Genomic DNA, 17889 nt, shown 5'->3' with positions numbered 1-17889 from the left:
AAAAATTCATACAATGGAGGAATGGCTTTAGATGGAAAAAAATTACAACCCACAAGAAATAGAGAAAAAATGGCAACAGCAATGGCAAGAAAAAGATGCTTTTAAAGTTTTGAATCGTGATTACTATAAAAAATACTATGATTTGGTAATGTTTCCTTACCCTTCGGGGACTCTCCATGTTGGCCATGTAAAAAACTATGTTATTGGTGACGTTATAGCTCGATACAAGAGGATGAGAGGGTACAGTGTGATGCATCCTTTTGGTTTTGATGCATTTGGTTTGCCTGCTGAAAATGCTGCAATAGAAAAGGGTAACATTCATCCTGAAGATTGGACTATGCAAAACATCGGTATCATTAGAAATCAAATTAAAAAGTTAGGTATTAGTTATAATTGGGATAGAGAAGTTATAACGTGTAAGGAAGACTATTATAAATGGACACAATGGATTTTCTTACAATTGTATAAAAATGGGTTGGCCTACAAGAAAAAAGCACCTGTGAATTGGTGTCCAAACTGCAAAACGGTTCTTGCTAATGAGCAAGTTGTTAACGGAAGATGTGAAAGATGTGGGACCTCTGTGGAAATTAAACAGTTAGAGCAATGGTATTTCAAAATAACTGACTATGCTGAAAAGTTGCTAAATGATTTAGAAAATTTGAACGGATGGCCTGAAAATGTCAAAACAATGCAGAAAAATTGGATAGGTAAAAGTGTGGGAGCCGAAGTAGAATTTAAGCTTGATAACGGTGAAGACACCCTCAAGCGTCCCGAAGGGAGTTCAAGAAAAGAAAGCTTGAGAGTTTTTACAACCAGACCAGATACCTTGTGGGGAGTTACCTTTATGGCATTAGCTCCTGAATCACCTCTTGTAGAAGAGTTAACAACTCCAGAAAATACTGAACTAGTAAATAAATTTTTGCAAAGAGTAAGCTTGCAAGATAGGTTTAAAAGAACCGCTGAAGGAGCTGAAAAGGAAGGAGTTTTCACTGGAAGTTACGCAATCAATCCTGTGAATGGAGAAAAGATCCCTATTTACGTAGCAAATTATATTTTGTACGAATATGGTACAGGCGCAATTATGGCTGTTCCTGCGCACGATCAAAGAGACTTTGAATTTGCGAAAAAATATAATCTTCCCATAAGGATTGTTATAATGCCTGAAGATGACAAGTTAACTGAAGAAAAGCTAGAAAAAGCTTACGTTGGTGAAGGAGTTTTGATAAATTCCGGAGAATTCACAGGGTTAGACAACCAAACAGCAATTAAGAAAATCTCTCAATGGTTAGAAGATAAAAAGATCGGAAAAGTTGTCACCCAGTACAAATTGAGAGATTGGCTTATATCAAGGCAAAGGTATTGGGGGGCTCCGATTCCCATTGTATATTGTGAAAAATGTGGGGTAGTTCCTGTTCCGGAAGAAGATTTACCTGTAAAGCTTCCCAGAGATGTTGAATTTGAACCAACCGGCAAAAGTCCTTTGATAGATCATCCCAATTTCAAAGAAACAACATGTCCAAAATGTGGTGGAAAAGCTAAAAGAGAAGTCGATACAATGGATACCTTTGTGGATAGCTCATGGTACTATTTGAGATATGTGAATCCAAAGTTAGAAGAAAAACCTTTCAATAGGGAAGATGTAGATAATTGGTTACCTGTAGATCAGTATATAGGCGGAGTTGAACATGCAATTTTGCACTTACTTTATTCACGGTTCATAACCAAAGTGCTGAAAGATCTTGGACATATGAGCTTTGATGAGCCCTTCAAAAATCTTTTCACTCAAGGTATGATATACAGGAACGGGGCTAAGATGTCTAAATCAAAAGGTAACGTCGTGTCTCCTGAAGAAATGATTGAAAAATATGGTAGCGATGCCTTAAGAACTTACATTCTTTTTATGGCTCCTCCAGAAAGGGATGCTGAATGGAATGATTCCGGCATAGAAGGGACATACAGATTCCTAAATAGGCTTTGGAATACGTACATGAAAATACAGGATAAAATAATTCACCTTGAAAATAAGCCAAATTATCCTTTGAAAAATAAACAGGAAAAGGGTTTAAGAAGAAAGTTGCACCAAACTATTGAGAAAATAACGAGCGATATAGAAGGTAATTTTCAATTTAACACCGCAGTAAGTTCCCTTATGGAACTTTTGAACGAATTAAACTCATATCTAAATAGCACGGACGAAAAAGATTGGAACCTCAATTTACTAAAAGAATTTTCTGAAGATTTTGTATTGATGTTATCTCCTATTGCTCCTCATATAAGCGAAGAATTATGGAAGAATTTTGGAAAAGATGATTTTATATTTAAAGCAAGTTGGCCAAAGATCGATAAAGATGCTTTAAAAGCAGAAGAAATTACGTTAGCCGTACAAATAAACGGGAAGTTAAGAGCCCAGATAACGGTTGATGTTAATTTGAACGAAGAGGAAGTAAAAAGGTATGTCTTAGAGGATGATAAAGTTCAAAAATATATCTCTGGTAAAAAGATACAAAAGATTATTTATGTTCCAAGAAAAATCATAAATATAGTGGTCAAATAAGAAATAGCAAATAGGAGGTGAATAAAGTTTTTCACCACATTGTGAATAAACTATTATTAACAGGCTGGTGAGAACTTTCGTATAAATATGAAATCACCAAAAGTTCCTAAACCGACAATAAAAAGATTGGCTATGTACAACAGGTTTTTAAGGGATTTAGTGGAAGAAGGAATATCAAAGACCTCTTCACATGAGATTGCTGAAGCTCTTAACATAAAGGCTTCTCAGGTTAGAAAAGATTTGTCTTATTTTGGTGAGTTTGGAAAGAAGGGCGTAGGCTACGATGTTGAAAATCTGTGTTTAAAGATTCATAAGATTTTAGGAACAGAAAGAGTTTGGAATGTTGCAATTATCGGAGTAGGAAACCTGGGCAGAGCTATTTCTCGTTATCCTGAATTAGAAAAATACAAGTTTAAAATAGTTGCAGCGTACGATGTAGACAAAAGAAAAATCAATTCTGTTTTGTTGCCCGGTATTCTCATAAAACATATAAAAGAACTAAAGAATAAAAACAATGATCTTGATTTTGAAATAGCCATATTAACTGTTCCGTCAAATGTGGCTCAAGAGGTTGCAAATATATTGATAGAAGCCGGTGTCAAAGGTATATTGAATTTTGCCCCAGTAACTTTGAACTCTGATGATCGTGTGGTTATTGAGAATGTAGATTTTGTTGTTTCTCTTAAAACGTTAACGTACGAAATAGTCAGTAAATACGACTAAAAATCTTATATTTGGAAACCAACGTGTTCTTAACTGAGTACAATTAAGTGGTAGGAAAACAATAAGGAGGCTAATTTGTTTTGCTTAACATAAATTATCCTGTTTCTCTAGAGACATTAAAAAAGTTAAAAAACGGTGATAAAATTCTGTATACGGGGAAAATTATATTTGTTACTCCTGAAGCTTTAAAAAGGTTTGAAAAGTACTATCAATTGGAAGGGGTCCCTTTGTATAAATTTGTCGGGGAATTTGTCACATGCGGAACGTTCAATCTGGCTCACGGTGAGATTAAAAATATCAGTATCACAGAAATATATGATTATTTTGATTTTCTGTTTGAAGGAGGAGCCAATTCTTTAATAGTAGATAAGTTACTTCCCAAAACATTAAATCAACTGAAAAAGTACAATAGGCCCATTCTTAAAACGATTTCTAAGTCTATCAGTTTTTTTGATCCAAAAGTCCTTTTTTATAAAGATATTAAAAATGGGGGAATTATAGAAGTTTGGACAAAAAGGCTTCCTATAGAAGTTTTAGCGTTTGATGAAAAGGAGAAGATAAGAGATATAAATAATGTCAAATTTTAAAACTCACATATTAAGCGGTATTTTTGGATTTCCTGTATTTTTTTTAGTGTTCAATTTTGTTTATAGTCATTTGTTTTACGAGGTTTATTATGTTTCCAGTGAAATCGCGATTTCCTATTTTCTCTTTGTTGTTGGGAGCGATTTCCCAGATATTGACCACCAAAACTCTTTTATAAACAGATTATTGAGGTTATTTTTTATTTTTGGAAGTGTGTACTATCTCTTTGAATATGATTTCTTATATAAAGAGTATCTACCTTTTCCTTATAACCTTTCGAATTTTATTTTGATAGTTATAGGGACTTTAGTTGGATTGCTTTTAGGGATAATTTTTAACAAACTATCGAAACATAGGGGATTGTGGCATTCATTTTTAACGGGGGGTATACTCTCTTTCCTCATTTACTTACTTAATTTAAAATACAGAACCCCTATAAACATACTTTATAGTGTGAGTTACTTTGTAGGTTTCTCATTGCATATTATTTTAGATAAGAATTTCAAAACGAAATAGGGAAACAGAATCATCCTTGCCCTATTTTGTTTTTCTTTTTTCTAAATTTTCAACAGCTAAAGGTTTTTGAAGATAAAGAGGTTCCAAGTTTTTTATTTTTACTTTTTTACCTTTCAATGTTTCAGCAATTAGAGATTCTTCTTCAATGTTTGAATAAAATACTTCATTTTCCAGTTTATATTTGTTTTTAAAATATTCCGCTTCTTCATTTATTAAAATACAATTATTCATAGAATCTTTTAAAAAATCTTCAAAGACCATTTGAGGGTCAAAGATTCTTTTCCCATCTTCGTATATAGATGCATATGCGGCATTTTCTCGTGCTCTTTTTAAAACAGCCAACTTTTTTTTCTTAAGATGGTTGTTATTATTCACCACGGAACGATACAAAACATCAGAAGAGAAAAAGGTATAAACTTCTTTTTCTGGGTTATCTATTAAAAGTCCTTGTAAAGTAGAAATAGCTACTCTGATCCCAGTGAACGATCCGGGACCAATATCTATACCAAACTCATCTATATTTTTTATATTTGTTTTTGATTCTTCTACCACTTCTTTGATCGCTTTAGCGAGGTAATTCCCCGACTTGTTCTCAGTCAAAATCCTTGTATAAATCTTATTTTTTTCATCTTTTAATACAACAAGTATATTTTTTAGAGTAGTTGAAATTATTAAAAGATTCAATTTATTCACCTTCTTTTGTTTTGTCTTTTAATTTTAAGGCGGTTTTATATGCGTTGATTGATGCATTATACTTCCCTGCAACTTCATATGATTTTGCCAAAATTAGAAACGCCTTGTAATCTTCCGGATTTTTTAAGATAAGTTTTTCTGCCAAATGGGTAGCAAATCTCCCTAATTTCAGTGTACATAAAAAATTGATTTTTGAATACGTGGGGAACAATTCAAAATAAAGGAAAATTATAAAAAAAGCCATTAAAATAGAAAACCAAAAATAGGCGAAGATTTTTCTTGCTGATGTTTCTTGTGAGTCTGTTTTATGCTCTATCGAAGTTGCTTTATTACTTTCTAATTCTAACGCAACGGGTAAGTTTTCTATTCTAGTAATTTGCATTTGAAGTTTCAAGATCTCAGCATTTATTTGTTCGCTGAAAGAAAAAGACAAGTTTTCAAAGTTTTTATCAACGACGGGTATTTTTTCTTGTATATTTTCTAATTTAGAATTTAAAGCTCTTAATAACGGTAAAAATATGTTGTAAAGCAGATCTTTTTCTACAGTAAGCGCCTTTAAATCCTCGCCGACTTTGTACACTTCAGATATAAAAGAAGACAGTTCCTGTTTTTCAACAAAAAAAACCTGATCGTTCAATGAAGTTAACCTCTGTTTTAAATAAAAATAATTTTTAAGTTGAGAATGTGCTACTACAGATTCATTTATGGAATTGTGTTTATTTAAAAATGTCAGTAATTTATATGCTCCTAGGTACTTATCTTCCTCAACTAGATATTTAGATTCAGAAATAAATTTTTCAAACAGGATATAATTAGTCGCTGGTACGAAAACTTCAATAAACTTTTCAATGTCTTCATCAAAATAGATTGGGGAAGAAAGAGAATTACTTATAGTTGTTTTGATAAAGGTTTCATAAGAATTAACTTGCAAATACTCTTTCAATCCTTTTAATTTATAAAAATATTTATAATAAGATTCTTCAAAATTGCCTGTGTTAAATATTTTATTCAAAATAGGTATGATTTCAGGAAAGATGAAAAGAATTTTATTGGTATCTTCCTCTGGAATAGAAAAATTGGTGCCTAATACTCCCAAGTTAATGCCAAAATTTTTTAGGTCTTCAGAAATAATGTAATTAACAAAGTTATAATTTCTATATTTGTTAAACAAAGAGATCTTAGCTGATATTAAAGAGCCTGTATCAGTAATTCTAGCATCACTAGGATTTTCTATAATATATTCTAAAAAATATTCCCATGATAATTCCAAAGTTGCAGAGTTTTTTGAAAGATTTTCTATTTCTTCGATAGTTAAAGCCCATGAAAAAACAGACAGAGTCGAAAGAAAGATTAACAATAATATATTTTTCACCAAAATTACACCCCTTCTAATTGGACTTATCCAATCTTCAATATTATACAACAATTTTGCTTTTTTGAATCTTTACAAATCCTTCTTTAATATTTCAGTACAAATAATGTATAATATTTATAAAGAAAAAAATAAGAGAAGGGAGAAATTTAATATGGAGAGTAAATGGAAGGTTTTTTGGGACTCAAAAGCTTCTTATTTTCAAGAAAAAGAAAGAGTTGCAAAAACCTTATCTAGTGTTTTAGGTATTTCCGATTTTTTGGCAAAGCTATTAGTATCTAGAAGTATCGAAACACCCGAAGAAGGAGATAAGTTTTTAAACCATTTAGAATTGGAAAGCTTTGACCCTTATTTGATGAAGGATATGTCAAAAGCAGTAGAAATCCTCAAGCAAATCAAAGAAAAGAAAGAAAAAGTGGCGATCTTCGGTGATTACGATGTTGATGGGGTTACTGCGACTTCCGTTTTGTATCTTGGTTTAAAAAAATTAGGTTACGATGTAACTTCTTACATTCCATCTAGAATAGAAGAAGGTTACAGCCTAAACGTTAAGGCTATAGCGGAGTTAAAAGGCAAAAATTATAATAATATTATTACTGTTGATTGTGGTACAACATCCATACAAGAAATTGACTATGCAAAAAGTCTTGGAATGAAAGTTATAGTTACCGATCATCATTTGCCTCAAGAGAATCTTCCAAAAGCAGATGCGATATTGAACCCAAAAAGGAAAGACGATGAATATCCCTTCAAGGATCTGGCAGGGGTCGGAGTAACTTTTAAATTACTACAAGCCCTTTACAAAAGTTACGATGATTCTTTGGACCCTTTCGAATATATAGACCTTGTGGCAGTGGGTACTATTGCTGACATAGTCTCTATAACCTCAGAAAATAGATACTTGGTTAAAATAGGATTGAACAAATTAAAAACAAATCCAACGAAAGGTTTAAAATATTTACTCGATGAATTGAAGATAGTTGATTCTGAAATAAATTCGCGTACTGTCACCTTTAAAGTTGCTCCTAAGATAAATGCAGCAGGAAGGATGTCAAATGCACATGCAGCTTTTAAATTGTTGACTGAAAAAGGCGAAGAAAAATTAAAAAAGGCGGTTTCAGAATTACTCCGGCTAAATTCAAAAAGACAAAGTACTGAAAAGGAAATCTATTTATACTCTTTAAGTTTGTTAGATTTGTATCCTGAATACAAAAAAGATCCAGTATTGGTTTTAAGTGGAGAAGACTGGCATATGGGAGTTCTTGGAATAGTGGCTTCAAAACTGTCGAATCAATTCAATAAACCCGTTTTGATGATATCAAAAAATCAAGAAATAGGTAAAGGTTCAGGAAGAAGTCCTCAGGGTATAGATTTAATGGAGCTTCTTCTCAAAGTCAATGAAAAAGGTATTTTTGAAGAGTTCGGTGGTCATAAGTTTGCAGCGGGATTTTCCCTTCTTTCTAAAAATATAGAAACTTTAAGAAATGAGATTAACGATGCTTACAAAGAGTTATATGGGAGCAAAAAATTAGCCTCTCAAATTGATGTGGATATGGAAATAGAAGGAATATGGGAAACGATGTTTGAAGATATAAACAAGTTAGAACCTTTTGGGTATGGGAATGAGGAGCCAGTTTTTTTGATAAGAAACGCTAAATTAGAAAACATCAGATTCTTTCGTAACGGTACTCAAAGTTTTTCAGGAACGCTCAATAAAGATTCCTTAATCATAGATGTTTTAGGTTACGATTTGGGTTACAGATTAAGCGAGCTAACAGAGAATAGTAAAAAAGACTTATTTACAGATCTTGTAGGTACCTTTAGAATAGAGAATTCTTATAATTTAAAAAATAGTTACGTTAAATTTTACTTGCAAGATTTGATGGTTAATAAGGAAATACAACAAGATGAAACTGCAAAATGGAACTTTGCATCTAATATTCTTCATGATGAATTGAACAAGATCATGAATGTAGAAATATTAAACGATAATTTAACTAGAAATAAGGTAGCAATGTTTCTTCCAAGTAAGATAAAAAACGATTCTTTACTGAAAAAGGTTCAGTTATCATTAGAGAAGCATCAAAAGCTGATAATTGTTTCTGCAACAAACAGTTTATTGGAACATATATATAAGATAATAAACACTTATTTTCCTGAGAATTTATTATATTTTGACAATCAATACACCCTTACGCCAGAACTTATATCTAATTATAGTGTGATATTCGTTACAGTACCCAAATTTATTAAAAATCGTGAATTACTTGATTCTATGCAAGCTGAAATTATTATCGACGAACCATTCTATTCATTATTTCATCCGGTAGTGAGAAAAGTTCCTGAATATCAGCAATTTAGAAAATATGCTCTTCAAAAGTCTAAAATTAGTATTTTTAGTTCTATTTACAGCGAAGAGTTAAAAGAATTTTTAAAAAGAGCAGGATTTAAAATCCTTATATCTTTCTCGAATAATAATAGTTTTGAAGTGGTTAGAGAAAGAAACAATATTCTGGGACTTTTGAAGGATTACACAAATGAAAGAAATGGAAAAATATTGGTTTTGAACGATTATGAGAGGCAAAAATCTTTAGTAAGATTGCTAGACAAAAAATTACAAGTTGATGAGAACAATATAAGGCTCTTCAACCATTCTATGAGCTTTAGAGAAAAACTTATTTCCAGAGAAAAATTTAAAAACGAGAAAGCTAATTTTTATATAACGTCCTTTTCCAACAACGGTATAGCTTTTGAAGTTAAACAGTTTTCTCCAATTTTGATAATTGTGGATGTTCCAAAAACGGACATAGAGCTTTTAGACCTGGTTTCTACATGGATGAAAAAGACTCAAAGAACAACTATCATATTGGTTTACAATAATCGGTTCAAAGTTAAATTGCTTTACGAATATTCAAGAAAATATCCATCTTTTAAAGTATTAAAACAAGTCTATGATTTTATAACCGACGGTCATTACAAAGTAGAGGAGATACAAAATTCTCTTTTGAAGGGTGATAAATCGTTGTCAGAGACCGTTTTAAACGTGATGGAAGATGCGGGGTTGTTAAAGGTGAATGAAGAAGAAGTAGAAATATTGAATAATTTTAATCTAAAGGATTTACGTGAAAGTTCCAATTTTAAGGAAAATATATTAGATAATTGGATATTGAAAAATTCCATCAATTTCTATGAAAATTTAGACACAAGAGAATTAATTGAGTTCTTGAAAGGTAATTCCAAAGCAGGAGCGAGAAGTGTATAAATTGAGTAAAGATTTGAGGACGACGTTAGATCTTGATTTAGTTTTACTGAATGAAAATTATCAAATATTAGAAATAAAAGAGATGTTAGCAAAAAACGGCGTTTTTTGTAAAATTTTTCCTTCCCCCAAGTCTGTCTTACAAGCTTGTGCACCGGTTATTTGCTTTTCTTCTAAAGATAAAGAAAAAGTCATCAATATATTAAATGAAAATGGAGTTAAATATGATTTAGTTAAATTGGAGAAAGATATTATATGGGAACTTTTAAAAACTTAAAAGTATATGGAATAGATTACGGAACGAGTAAGTGTGGGATAGCTATTTTAAAACAAGATGTAAATATTCCTTTGCCAAAAGAGACAATAAAGTCTGAAGAACTCTTAGACTTCTTGGTTTCATTGGATTTAAGCCACGACGATTTAATCGTGTTTGGATTACCCATTTCCATGTCTGGGAGATATTCAAAACAGAGTTTTTTGAGTATAGATGAAGCCATAAGGGTAAAAGAAAGCATAGGATGCAAAATTTACTTTGTAGATGAAAGATTGACCACTTCCTCTTTGTATAGCGAGGTTAGAGGAGAAGTTAGTTATAAAAAAGTAAAAAAGGCCAAAGACCAAAATAGTAGTGTACTCATTCTATCCAATTTTATTCAGAGCCCCGAAAATGCCATTGCCTTAGCAGAAAAAGAAGTATATAATCTAAAAAAAGACTTTTCAAGTTACAAAGATATTTTGATCTGGGATATTCCCATTAATAATAAGTTTGAAAATTTTTCTATCTTTGCCAAAGACCCTTGGATATTTTGGTACTACTACAAAAAAGGATACGAAAGTACCACTTTGATATCAGACCTAAAAGATTATTATGATTTAATCATAACAACTAAAGAAAGCAGAGAGAAAATTCAATTGAATATTAATTGTAATGAATTAATGTGCCTGTAGCCTAACGGATAAAGCGTTGGACTCCGGATCCAAAGATGCGGGTTCGACTCCCGCCAGGCACATTTTTAATTAGGTAAACCAACTGCGGGGCGAAGGGGAGCTAAGGGAAATATTTTTAAAATTTTAAAATCTCTATTAAGAAAAAATAGGAGGTAAATTATGGCTAAATCTGATTTAGGAATAGATTTAGGAACCGCAACCTTTGTAGTATATCAACGTGGTCAAGGGATTATCCTTGAAGAACCTTCAGTGGTAGCAGTTGATAAAAGTAAAAAAAATTTGTTAGCAATTGGGAAAGAAGCAAAAGATATGGTTGGGAAAACTCCCAGTCAAATACAAATTATTAGGCCTGTACAGGATGGGGTTATTACAGATCCCAGTATCATCGAGGAAGTGTTAAGATATTTCGTCAAAAAAGCCAAATCCAAAGGTTTTAATATGTACAAACCACGATTAATCATAGGGATACCTGCTTTAACTACAGACGTTGAAAGAAGGGCGGTTAAAGAGGCGGGGAGTAGGATAGGTGCTTCTAAAGTGTTTCTTATAAGCGAGCCCTTAGCTGCTGCTATAGGTAGTGGGATAGATATAACAGAACCTAACGGACACATGGTCATAGATATAGGAGGAGGTACAACCGACTTAGCAATTTTGAGTTTAGGAGGCTGTGTCATAAGTGAAACGATAAAAGTTGCAGGTGAAGCCATGGATCAAGAAATAATTAAATATACTAAAAGAAGATATAAATTCTTGATCGGTGAAACTACCGCTGAAAGGTTAAAAATCGACATAGGAAAAGCTTTTTCTCAAGAGGAAAATCTTGAAATGGAGGTTAAAGGTCAGAATATCAAAACAGGGCTTCCTTCTAATTTAAAACTAACTTCGGACGATATTTTCTATGCAATCAAACCAATATTGAATGAAATAATCAATAAAATAAAAAATATTTTAGAAAAAACTCCTCCAGAATTAGCTGCGGATATAATGCAAAATGGACTTATAGTAGTTGGAGGGGTAGCAAGACTAAGAGGATTGGATAAATTAATATCAGAGCAAACTGGCGTAAGAACATATATTCCGGAAGAGCCACATCTTGTTTGTGCAAAAGGTACAGGAATTTTGTTAGAAGACATAGAATTATTAAACAAAGTACAAGTAAATTAGAACCATTCACCACAGGGGGAAATAAAATGAGAGGAATATACAATGCAACGGCTGGTATGCTCAACTCTTTTGCTGAATTGAACTCTATTTCCAACAATTTGGCTAACCTTAACACCGTAGGTTACAAAAAGGATTTTAACCTATTTAAAAGTGTATACGAAAAAGAGATTAGATCATATCAAAATGCACAAGAAAAAGGCGAACCAATAGGGAACATTTATAGCTCGGTTGTTTTGGACGAGGTAATTCCAAATCTTGAACAAGGGCCTTTGGTTGAAACAAGTGGAAAATTAGACTTTGCAATAGAAGGAGACGGTTTTTTTAAAATAGAGAGAAACGGTAACTACTTTTACACACGAAATGGTGAATTTTCTTTAAGTCCTGAAAATTACCTTGTCACAAAAAGCGGTGATTACGTGTTAGATGAGGAAAATAACCCTATAATTGTAGATCTGGATAATTTTTTTGTGGATGAAGAGGGTAATATATCGGGGACAAACACAAGATTAAACATCCTAAATGTAGAGAATTTGAATAAATATGGTGAAAATTATTTCACGGGAGAAGAGATAGGACAAGCAGATAACTTCAATATGAGACAAGGGTTTCTAGAGAGTTCAAACGTTGATGCCCTAAATGAGATGATTAAGATGATCGAAGCAAATAGAAAGTTTGATATACTACAAAGAGCAGTATCAACAGGGGATTCACTCAACGCAAAGCTTATTGAAATAACTTCAAACTTTTAACTAATGTAGAGGATTATAAAGATTTTTAAATGGAGGGGTAAATTATGTTGGTGTCTTTGTATAACGCTGCAACCGGTATGAATGCTGAACAAAGAAAGTTAGATATCATTTCAAACAATCTTGCAAACGTCGATACAACAGGATATAAAAAACAGAGAGCTGAATTTCAAGATTTGCTATATTCATCTGTAAAAGAAGCCGGTACCCCGACCGCTCAAGGTTCAACCTTACCGACAGGTCTTTATGTAGGTCACGGTACACGTTTGGCTGCAACAACGCGTATCTTTACGTTGGGAAACATAGAGCCAACCGACAATTCTACCGATATAGCGATCATGGGAGATGGATTTTTTCAAGTTCAGATGCAAGATGGAAGTATAGCCTACACCAGAGATGGTTCTTTTAAATTGGATGCCAACGGTAGACTTACTACCAGTGATGGATTGATGGTTATTCCAAATATAGTGATTCCTCAAAATTCTGTGGGAATAAACGTTTCTCCTGATGGAATAGTAAGTGTTTCTTTGGGTGATGGAACGATTCAAAATGTAGGAAATCTCACTACTGTGAGATTTTTAAACCCTGGAGGGTTAAAACCCATAGGTAATAACTTATATTCTGAAACGCCAGCTTCCGGTAATCCAACGGAAGGGATACCTGGACAGGATGGATTTGGAGCTTTACAACAAGGTTATTTAGAAAAATCCAACGTCGATGTCGTTAAAGAGATGGTAGATATGATAGTTGCACAAAGAGCTTACGATATTAATTCTAAAACTATCACAACCGCTGATGAAATGTTGAGAACAGTTTCAAATGTTAAGAGATAAACCATAATCTCCCTTAATTTTTTTGATAGTAGGTGTTAAATGGCAGGGAGTTGATAACTTTGACACGATTAATCAAAATTATATTTTTTTCCGTGATGTTGTTTGTATCATCAAGTTTTTTTTCGAGCATAGTTTTTACGATTCCGGAAGTTATATTCAGTGAAGATTGGATTTTTTCTCTCAAAGATATATTCCCTGAGATGAAATCAGATAGGACTATCTCTTATATAGTTAACGATAAGATAATTTATTCTGAAATAGAGCTTTCAAAAATTTTATATGGTTTAATGAGTAGTTATTACAGCGATTTTGAACTAGTTTTTGAAGGTAGTACGGTTACGGTTGTATACAAAAACGATCATAAAGACCTAGATGTTCATTACATTGATTTAGAAAGTTTTTTACAGCAAAAGATAAAAGAGTACGACAATTCTTTGACCGTGAATAGTATTGATCTAAAGGTTTTTCCAGAAAGGGTTTTATCAGCAGAAGTGACAAAGATCTTTCACAGCTACGATAAGTTATATATAAGTTTGAATGTTAAAGACGATAAAAACAATCAAAAGATTCTGACAGTCATTGCTAATGTATCGAAATATGAAGAAGTGCTTGTATATTCCAAAGATTTAACCAGAGGAACAATATTGAATGAAGAATTAACAGAACCAGCTACTAAAAACGTTCTAACCATTAACAATAAACCTGTAGATGTAGAATTGTTAAGATCCGGAAGTTATGAATTAACCAAAGATGTAAAAAAAGGTGAAATAGTAGATTCAACTTATTTGAAGCGTATACCTGACGTGAAACCTGGAGACATTGTAACGGTTTTGGTAGAATTTGAGGGAATAAGGGTTTCTACTTTGGCAAGGGCTATGACAAATGGGAATTTTGGAGATACTTTGAGCGTAAGGAATGTTGAAAGCGGAAACATAATAACTGGTAAACTGAAGGAAGGTCCTATACTTCTGGTTAGTTTAGGAGGTTTGTAAGAATGAATACTAAAAAGTTTTCAAAAGTTTTGATTTTTTTCTTAACTTTTCTAGTTTCAACTAGCCTTGGTTTCTCTGAATCATTATGGAATAAAAGTGATGAACAAGGTAACTCTATTTTCAATTATAACCAGGATTTTGGAGTAGGAGATGTTGTAACGATAATCGTTTCAGAAAATCCTTCCCTCTCTTTATCAGAAAATATGCCTGATTACAAAAAAGCGTCTGTTGATACGATTAACTCAGTAGTAAGTAATATAGGAGGGGTAGATTTATCCAATTTTTTGCCCATCGGGGCTGGAAATCCAACGCAGGTTAGTGTACAAAACAATCAAAAAAGTTCTTCTTCTTCTGCAGAGGTTCAACTATTTATATCCTCAATAATCCAAGAAAAAGACCAAAACGGACTTTTAAAGATTAGAGGAGAAAAGGAAATTAAGGTGGGCAACAACAAGAATACTATAATTGTTGAAGGTTACGTTTCCCCCAAAAACATAGCAAAAGACGGAACTATTTTTTCTTCTAGTTTAGCTAATGCCAAGATTTGGTACGATGGAGATATAATTTTCCAACAGGATCCTAACGAACCGTCATGGTTAACTTCTATACTTTCAGGAATAGCAAATATCTTCTTTTAGAAGGGAGTCGAAATGAGGAAAAATTTATTTGTCACCTTTTTATTAATTTTAATTTTAAACATCTACGGTTTTGCTGGAGTCAGAATAAAAGACATATCTAATTTCAGAGGTGCTAGGGACAATCAATTATTTGGAATCGGTTTAGTTACTGGCTTAAATGGTAGCGGTGATTCAGGGAATGTACCATCTGAGATGATAAACAATATGCTGACCAATTTTAACATCAATCTTACCTCTTATGTTGAAACAAAAAATACCGCCCTTGTTATGGTTTTCGCTGATATACCATCTTTTTACAAGGAAGGTATGAGGTTAGACGTTACTGTAGCTGCTATAGGAGATTCTAAATCTATTGAAAATGGAGTCTTAATGCAAACGCCTCTTTATGGTGCTGATAATAGAGTTTATGCTGTTGCACAAGGAAACGTCTTAACTGGTGGAGCCAATGTTCGTGCTTCATCTAACCTACAACAAAAATATAAAGTTGTTGGTTATATTCCTCAAGGGGCTATTATAGAGAGAGAGATTCCTGCTCGGATTGTAGATGAAGACACGGTGACAATCAACTTGAAACAACCAGATTTTACAACATCAGCGAGGGTTGCTAACGCAATAAATTCCACTTTTTCATTAAAAATTGCCAAAGCTATTGATCCCTCTTCAATTAAAGTAGAAGTTCCAAAATACTTTGAAGATGATATTATATCATTTTTGGCTTTAATTGAAGAGATAGAGTTTACTCCCGATGTAAAAGCTAAGATAGTGATCAATGAAAAAACTGGAACGATAGTTCTAGGAGGAAATGTGGAAATATCTGATTTTACTCTTAATCATGGTAACTTCAGTGTAAGTGTTGAAAACGGAAAAATAAGTGGAAAACCCGCAACGGTTGCGAACCTGATTACAGCTTTAAGAGCTGCTGGAGCAACTCCTCAAGATATAATTGCAATTATTCAAAGCGCTAAAGATTACATATATGCCGAATTGGTGGTGATGTAAATGGCTAACGTAATTGGACCTGCATTTAATGTATCTGGTATAAATTACAATAAAATAGGTCTAAGAGAAGCATCTGAAGCTTTCGTGTCGAACATCTTTGCAAAGATATTGAACTCTGCCCAAGATGATGAATTGTTTAAAGAAGATAAATTAATTCCCGAATCAAATGCTGAGAAATGGATTAAAGAATGGATAAATGTTGAATATGCTAATCTATTGACTCAACAAAGTTTAAAGCCGTTAGTGAACCAAATTGTTAATTCTTTTCCTCCAGAACGGTAAAATTATTTTTGATTTTTTGTGCAAGAAGTATTTCCTCTTGTTCTAAAAAGCCTTCTGATATTTCTTCTTTGAAGACCGATTTAAAACCTATTTCAAGAGCTTTGACTATCTCCATCTTTGAAATAGGTTTTTTTAAAATTGTTTCTAAATCGATGGTAGAACTAATTAAATGTTGTTTTATCCATTCAGTATGAGAATATTTAAAAGAATTAACGTAGGTTTCATGGTCATGCTTAATCGGAATTGAACCATGTTGAAGAACGAAATTTGCTGTTCTGTATTGTGCACTTCCAATTAGTTTCTTTCCGTTAACTTTCACCTCATAAAATGAAGGGGCGTCATAGCAAAAGTCTTTGGTTACTCCTTCTCTTTTTGACCTTTCAATATCTGCTTCTATTCCTAATTCGTTTAATGATCTTATTAATGCTTGAGATATTTTCATGTAGCTGGCAAGTAGATTACTTGGTAAGTTTTCGTTGCTAGCAAAAGTTGAAAAGGAATAGGTTATTTCATTATTATGTAAGACTGCTCTTCCACCTGAGGGTCTTCTTACAACAGAAATATTGTTGTTTTTTATAAACTTCCAGTTCAGGTTGTTCGTCTTTTGATGTTTCCCAAGGGATATGGTGGGGAATTTCCATTGGTAGATCCTTAATGTAGAAATTTTTCTAATTGCATTTAGTTTCGCTATGGCTAGATCCAATGCCATGTTCATAGAACCATCATAAGGCTGATCAACAATTATTTTTATCATTTGGTTTCTCCTAAAGGAAATTTTTTCGGAATCCCTACTTGCCTTGGAAAGTTTTGGGGGGTTGTTCCAATCTTTTTAAAAAGTATCATATATCTTTTCTTTTTGTCTTCTCCAATTTCGTATTCAATTTCTTTAAACTCCGAGATATTAAGCTTTTTCAACACGTTCTTTGCATATTCCATCTCATTTTTGAAGTATGATGGGCCTTTGAATAGAGATATATAACTATTTACTTTCACGAGTGGTGCCAAATATTCTAATGCAATATCACTTCTGGCTAACGCTTTACATGTTGCAAAGTCAAAATATTCTCTATGAGTTTTTGCAAAATCTTCCGCTCTTTCACAGCACAAATAAACGTTAGTTAATTTTAACTCTTTTATAAAAGTTTTCAAAGCTTGTATCTTTTTTGATACGCTGTCTACTAGGTAAAACTCTTTTTCTGGGAAGTATATAGCCCATACTAGACCAGGTATACCTCCGCCGGTTCCTATATCTACAATCCTTTTTGAATTTAAAAAGCTGTCTTCTAACTCTATAGGAATAATACTGTCTAAAATAAGGTTTTCATAGGCATCCTTTTCGTTTCCATAAGCTGTCAGATTTACAGGGTAGTTAATTAGCATATCAATGTATTTATTAATTTTTTCGGTCTTTTCATCCAGTTCTTTCATTGACAAAAAGCTCCTTATATGATATAATTCCTTTGGATTGTATATTTCGTTCATATTGTGGAGACGTAGCCTAATTGGCTAAGGCGTCGGTCTTGAAAACCGATGGGGTTACACCCCGTGTGGGTTCGAGTCCCACCGTCTCCGCCATTTTTAATAT

At 32.8% G+C, this 17889-nt stretch carries 18 protein-coding genes and 2 tRNA genes; 16 read left to right on the top strand and 4 right to left on the bottom strand.

Annotated elements, in window-relative coordinates:
- The first annotated feature begins 31 nt into the window (after positions 1-31).
- The 4 genes from leuS to AD60_RS10665 all read left to right on the top strand — a co-directional run bounded on the left by leuS (position 32) and on the right by AD60_RS10665 (position 4378).
- Positions 32-2554, top strand: coding sequence for a leucine--tRNA ligase (gene leuS, locus AD60_RS01935; RefSeq protein WP_103927232.1), 2523 nt, complete (start codon positions 32-34; stop codon positions 2552-2554).
- Positions 2555-2641: 87 nt separating this feature from the next.
- Positions 2642-3277: a redox-sensing transcriptional repressor Rex gene (locus AD60_RS01930; RefSeq protein ID WP_103927231.1), complete on the top strand. Its 636-nt coding sequence runs from the start codon at positions 2642-2644 to the stop codon at positions 3275-3277.
- 80 nt (positions 3278-3357) lie between these two features.
- Complete coding sequence (locus AD60_RS01925) at positions 3358-3864, top strand: hypothetical protein (protein ID WP_103927230.1); 507 nt, start codon at positions 3358-3360, stop codon at positions 3862-3864.
- A complete protein-coding gene (locus AD60_RS10665; RefSeq protein WP_103927229.1) occupies positions 3851-4378 on the top strand; it encodes a metal-dependent hydrolase in 528 nt (175 codons plus the stop codon). The genes AD60_RS01925 and AD60_RS10665 overlap by 14 nt, the downstream gene beginning before the upstream one ends.
- Positions 4379-4399: 21 nt before the next feature.
- Here AD60_RS10665 and tsaB read toward each other — a convergent pair whose 3' ends face one another.
- Together tsaB and AD60_RS01910 are read right to left on the bottom strand one after the other, a co-directional pair.
- Complete coding sequence (gene tsaB, locus AD60_RS01915; protein ID WP_158248354.1) at positions 4400-5062, bottom strand: tRNA (adenosine(37)-N6)-threonylcarbamoyltransferase complex dimerization subunit type 1 TsaB; 663 nt, start codon at positions 5060-5062, stop codon at positions 4400-4402.
- Between the two features lies 1 nt (position 5063).
- A complete protein-coding gene (locus AD60_RS01910) occupies positions 5064-6443 on the bottom strand; it encodes a hypothetical protein (RefSeq protein ID WP_146048827.1) in 1380 nt (459 codons plus the stop codon).
- A gap of 154 nt (positions 6444-6597) precedes the next feature.
- On the opposite strand from AD60_RS01910, the gene recJ reads away from it, so the two are divergent.
- The 11 genes from recJ (at position 6598) to AD60_RS01855 (ending at position 16304) form a co-directional block, all read left to right on the top strand.
- The gene (gene recJ, locus AD60_RS01905) at positions 6598-9705 is read left to right on the top strand and encodes a single-stranded-DNA-specific exonuclease RecJ (protein WP_158248353.1); all 3108 of its coding nucleotides are present in this window, start codon (positions 6598-6600) and stop codon (positions 9703-9705) included.
- Complete coding sequence (locus AD60_RS01900) at positions 9698-9979, top strand: putative Se/S carrier-like protein (RefSeq protein WP_103927225.1); 282 nt, start codon at positions 9698-9700, stop codon at positions 9977-9979. The genes recJ and AD60_RS01900 overlap by 8 nt, the downstream gene beginning before the upstream one ends.
- Positions 9958-10650: a RuvX/YqgF family protein gene (locus tag AD60_RS01895; RefSeq protein ID WP_103927224.1), complete on the top strand. Its 693-nt coding sequence runs from the start codon at positions 9958-9960 to the stop codon at positions 10648-10650. Before AD60_RS01900 ends, AD60_RS01895 begins: the two co-directional genes overlap by 22 nt.
- A tRNA-Arg gene (locus tag AD60_RS01890) sits at positions 10641-10712 on the top strand. Before AD60_RS01895 ends, AD60_RS01890 begins: the two co-directional genes overlap by 10 nt.
- A gap of 97 nt (positions 10713-10809) precedes the next feature.
- Positions 10810-11814, top strand: a complete 1005-nt coding sequence (locus AD60_RS01885; RefSeq protein ID WP_103927223.1) for a rod shape-determining protein — start codon at positions 10810-10812, stop codon at positions 11812-11814.
- Between the two features lie 26 nt (positions 11815-11840).
- The gene (locus AD60_RS01880; protein ID WP_103927222.1) at positions 11841-12563 is read left to right on the top strand and encodes a flagellar hook-basal body protein; all 723 of its coding nucleotides are present in this window, start codon (positions 11841-11843) and stop codon (positions 12561-12563) included.
- A 44-nt stretch (positions 12564-12607) separates the two neighbouring features.
- Entirely contained in the window at positions 12608-13393 is a 786-nt protein-coding gene (gene flgG / locus AD60_RS01875) for a flagellar basal-body rod protein FlgG (RefSeq protein ID WP_012208182.1), read from the top strand.
- A 59-nt stretch (positions 13394-13452) separates the two neighbouring features.
- Positions 13453-14385 (top strand): flagellar basal body P-ring formation chaperone FlgA, encoded by a 933-nt coding sequence (gene flgA, locus AD60_RS01870; protein ID WP_103927221.1) that lies wholly within the window; start codon positions 13453-13455, stop codon positions 14383-14385.
- A gap of 2 nt (positions 14386-14387) precedes the next feature.
- Positions 14388-15023 (top strand): flagellar basal body L-ring protein FlgH, encoded by a 636-nt coding sequence (locus AD60_RS01865; protein WP_103927220.1) that lies wholly within the window; start codon positions 14388-14390, stop codon positions 15021-15023.
- Positions 15024-15035: 12 nt separating this feature from the next.
- Entirely contained in the window at positions 15036-16022 is a 987-nt protein-coding gene (locus tag AD60_RS01860) for a flagellar basal body P-ring protein FlgI (RefSeq protein WP_103927219.1), read from the top strand.
- Positions 16023-16304 carry a hypothetical protein gene (locus tag AD60_RS01855; protein WP_103927218.1) on the top strand — a complete coding sequence of 94 codons (282 nt, stop codon included), beginning with the start codon at positions 16023-16025 and terminating at the stop codon, positions 16302-16304.
- Here the strand turns inward: AD60_RS01855 and AD60_RS01850 are convergent.
- Positions 16279-17058, bottom strand: coding sequence for a biotin/lipoate A/B protein ligase family protein (locus AD60_RS01850; RefSeq protein WP_103927217.1), 780 nt, complete (start codon positions 17056-17058; stop codon positions 16279-16281). The two genes, AD60_RS01855 and AD60_RS01850, sit on opposite strands and share 26 nt — an antisense overlap.
- Positions 17055-17732: a 16S rRNA (guanine(527)-N(7))-methyltransferase RsmG gene (rsmG, locus tag AD60_RS01845; protein WP_158248352.1), complete on the bottom strand. Its 678-nt coding sequence runs from the start codon at positions 17730-17732 to the stop codon at positions 17055-17057. The genes AD60_RS01850 and rsmG overlap by 4 nt, the downstream gene beginning before the upstream one ends.
- 59 nt (positions 17733-17791) lie before the next feature.
- Here rsmG and AD60_RS01840 point away from each other — a divergent pair.
- Positions 17792-17879: transfer RNA gene (locus AD60_RS01840), tRNA-Ser, on the top strand.
- Positions 17880-17889 lie beyond the last annotated feature (10 nt).

Source organism: Petrotoga sp. SL27 (assembly GCF_002924605.1).
Classification (GTDB): domain Bacteria; phylum Thermotogota; class Thermotogae; order Petrotogales; family Petrotogaceae; genus Petrotoga; species Petrotoga sibirica.
The sequence above is the reverse complement of the archived record's forward strand: the minus strand, read 5'-3'. Positions and strand labels throughout refer to the sequence as shown.

What these genes read in the sequence shown, in the direction of transcription:
- leuS (WP_103927232.1), top strand. Translation starts at nt 32, where the DNA reads ATGGAAAAAAATTACAACCCACAAGAAATAGAGAAAAAATGGCAACAG.
- AD60_RS01930 (WP_103927231.1), top strand. Translation starts at nt 2,642, where the DNA reads ATGAAATCACCAAAAGTTCCTAAACCGACAATAAAAAGATTGGCTATG.
- AD60_RS10665 (WP_103927229.1), top strand. Translation starts at nt 3,851, where the DNA reads ATGTCAAATTTTAAAACTCACATATTAAGCGGTATTTTTGGATTTCCT.
- recJ (WP_158248353.1), top strand. Translation starts at nt 6,598, where the DNA reads ATGGAGAGTAAATGGAAGGTTTTTTGGGACTCAAAAGCTTCTTATTTT.
- AD60_RS01895 (WP_103927224.1), top strand. Translation starts at nt 9,958, where the DNA reads ATGGGAACTTTTAAAAACTTAAAAGTATATGGAATAGATTACGGAACG.
- AD60_RS01885 (WP_103927223.1), top strand. Translation starts at nt 10,810, where the DNA reads ATGGCTAAATCTGATTTAGGAATAGATTTAGGAACCGCAACCTTTGTA.
- AD60_RS01880 (WP_103927222.1), top strand. Translation starts at nt 11,841, where the DNA reads ATGAGAGGAATATACAATGCAACGGCTGGTATGCTCAACTCTTTTGCT.
- flgG (WP_012208182.1), top strand. Translation starts at nt 12,608, where the DNA reads ATGTTGGTGTCTTTGTATAACGCTGCAACCGGTATGAATGCTGAACAA.
- AD60_RS01865 (WP_103927220.1), top strand. Translation starts at nt 14,388, where the DNA reads ATGAATACTAAAAAGTTTTCAAAAGTTTTGATTTTTTTCTTAACTTTT.
- AD60_RS01860 (WP_103927219.1), top strand. Translation starts at nt 15,036, where the DNA reads ATGAGGAAAAATTTATTTGTCACCTTTTTATTAATTTTAATTTTAAAC.
- AD60_RS01855 (WP_103927218.1), top strand. Translation starts at nt 16,023, where the DNA reads ATGGCTAACGTAATTGGACCTGCATTTAATGTATCTGGTATAAATTAC.
- AD60_RS01850 (WP_103927217.1), bottom strand. Translation starts at nt 17,058, where the DNA reads ATGATAAAAATAATTGTTGATCAGCCTTATGATGGTTCTATGAACATG.
- rsmG (WP_158248352.1), bottom strand. Translation starts at nt 17,732, where the DNA reads ATGAAAGAACTGGATGAAAAGACCGAAAAAATTAATAAATACATTGAT.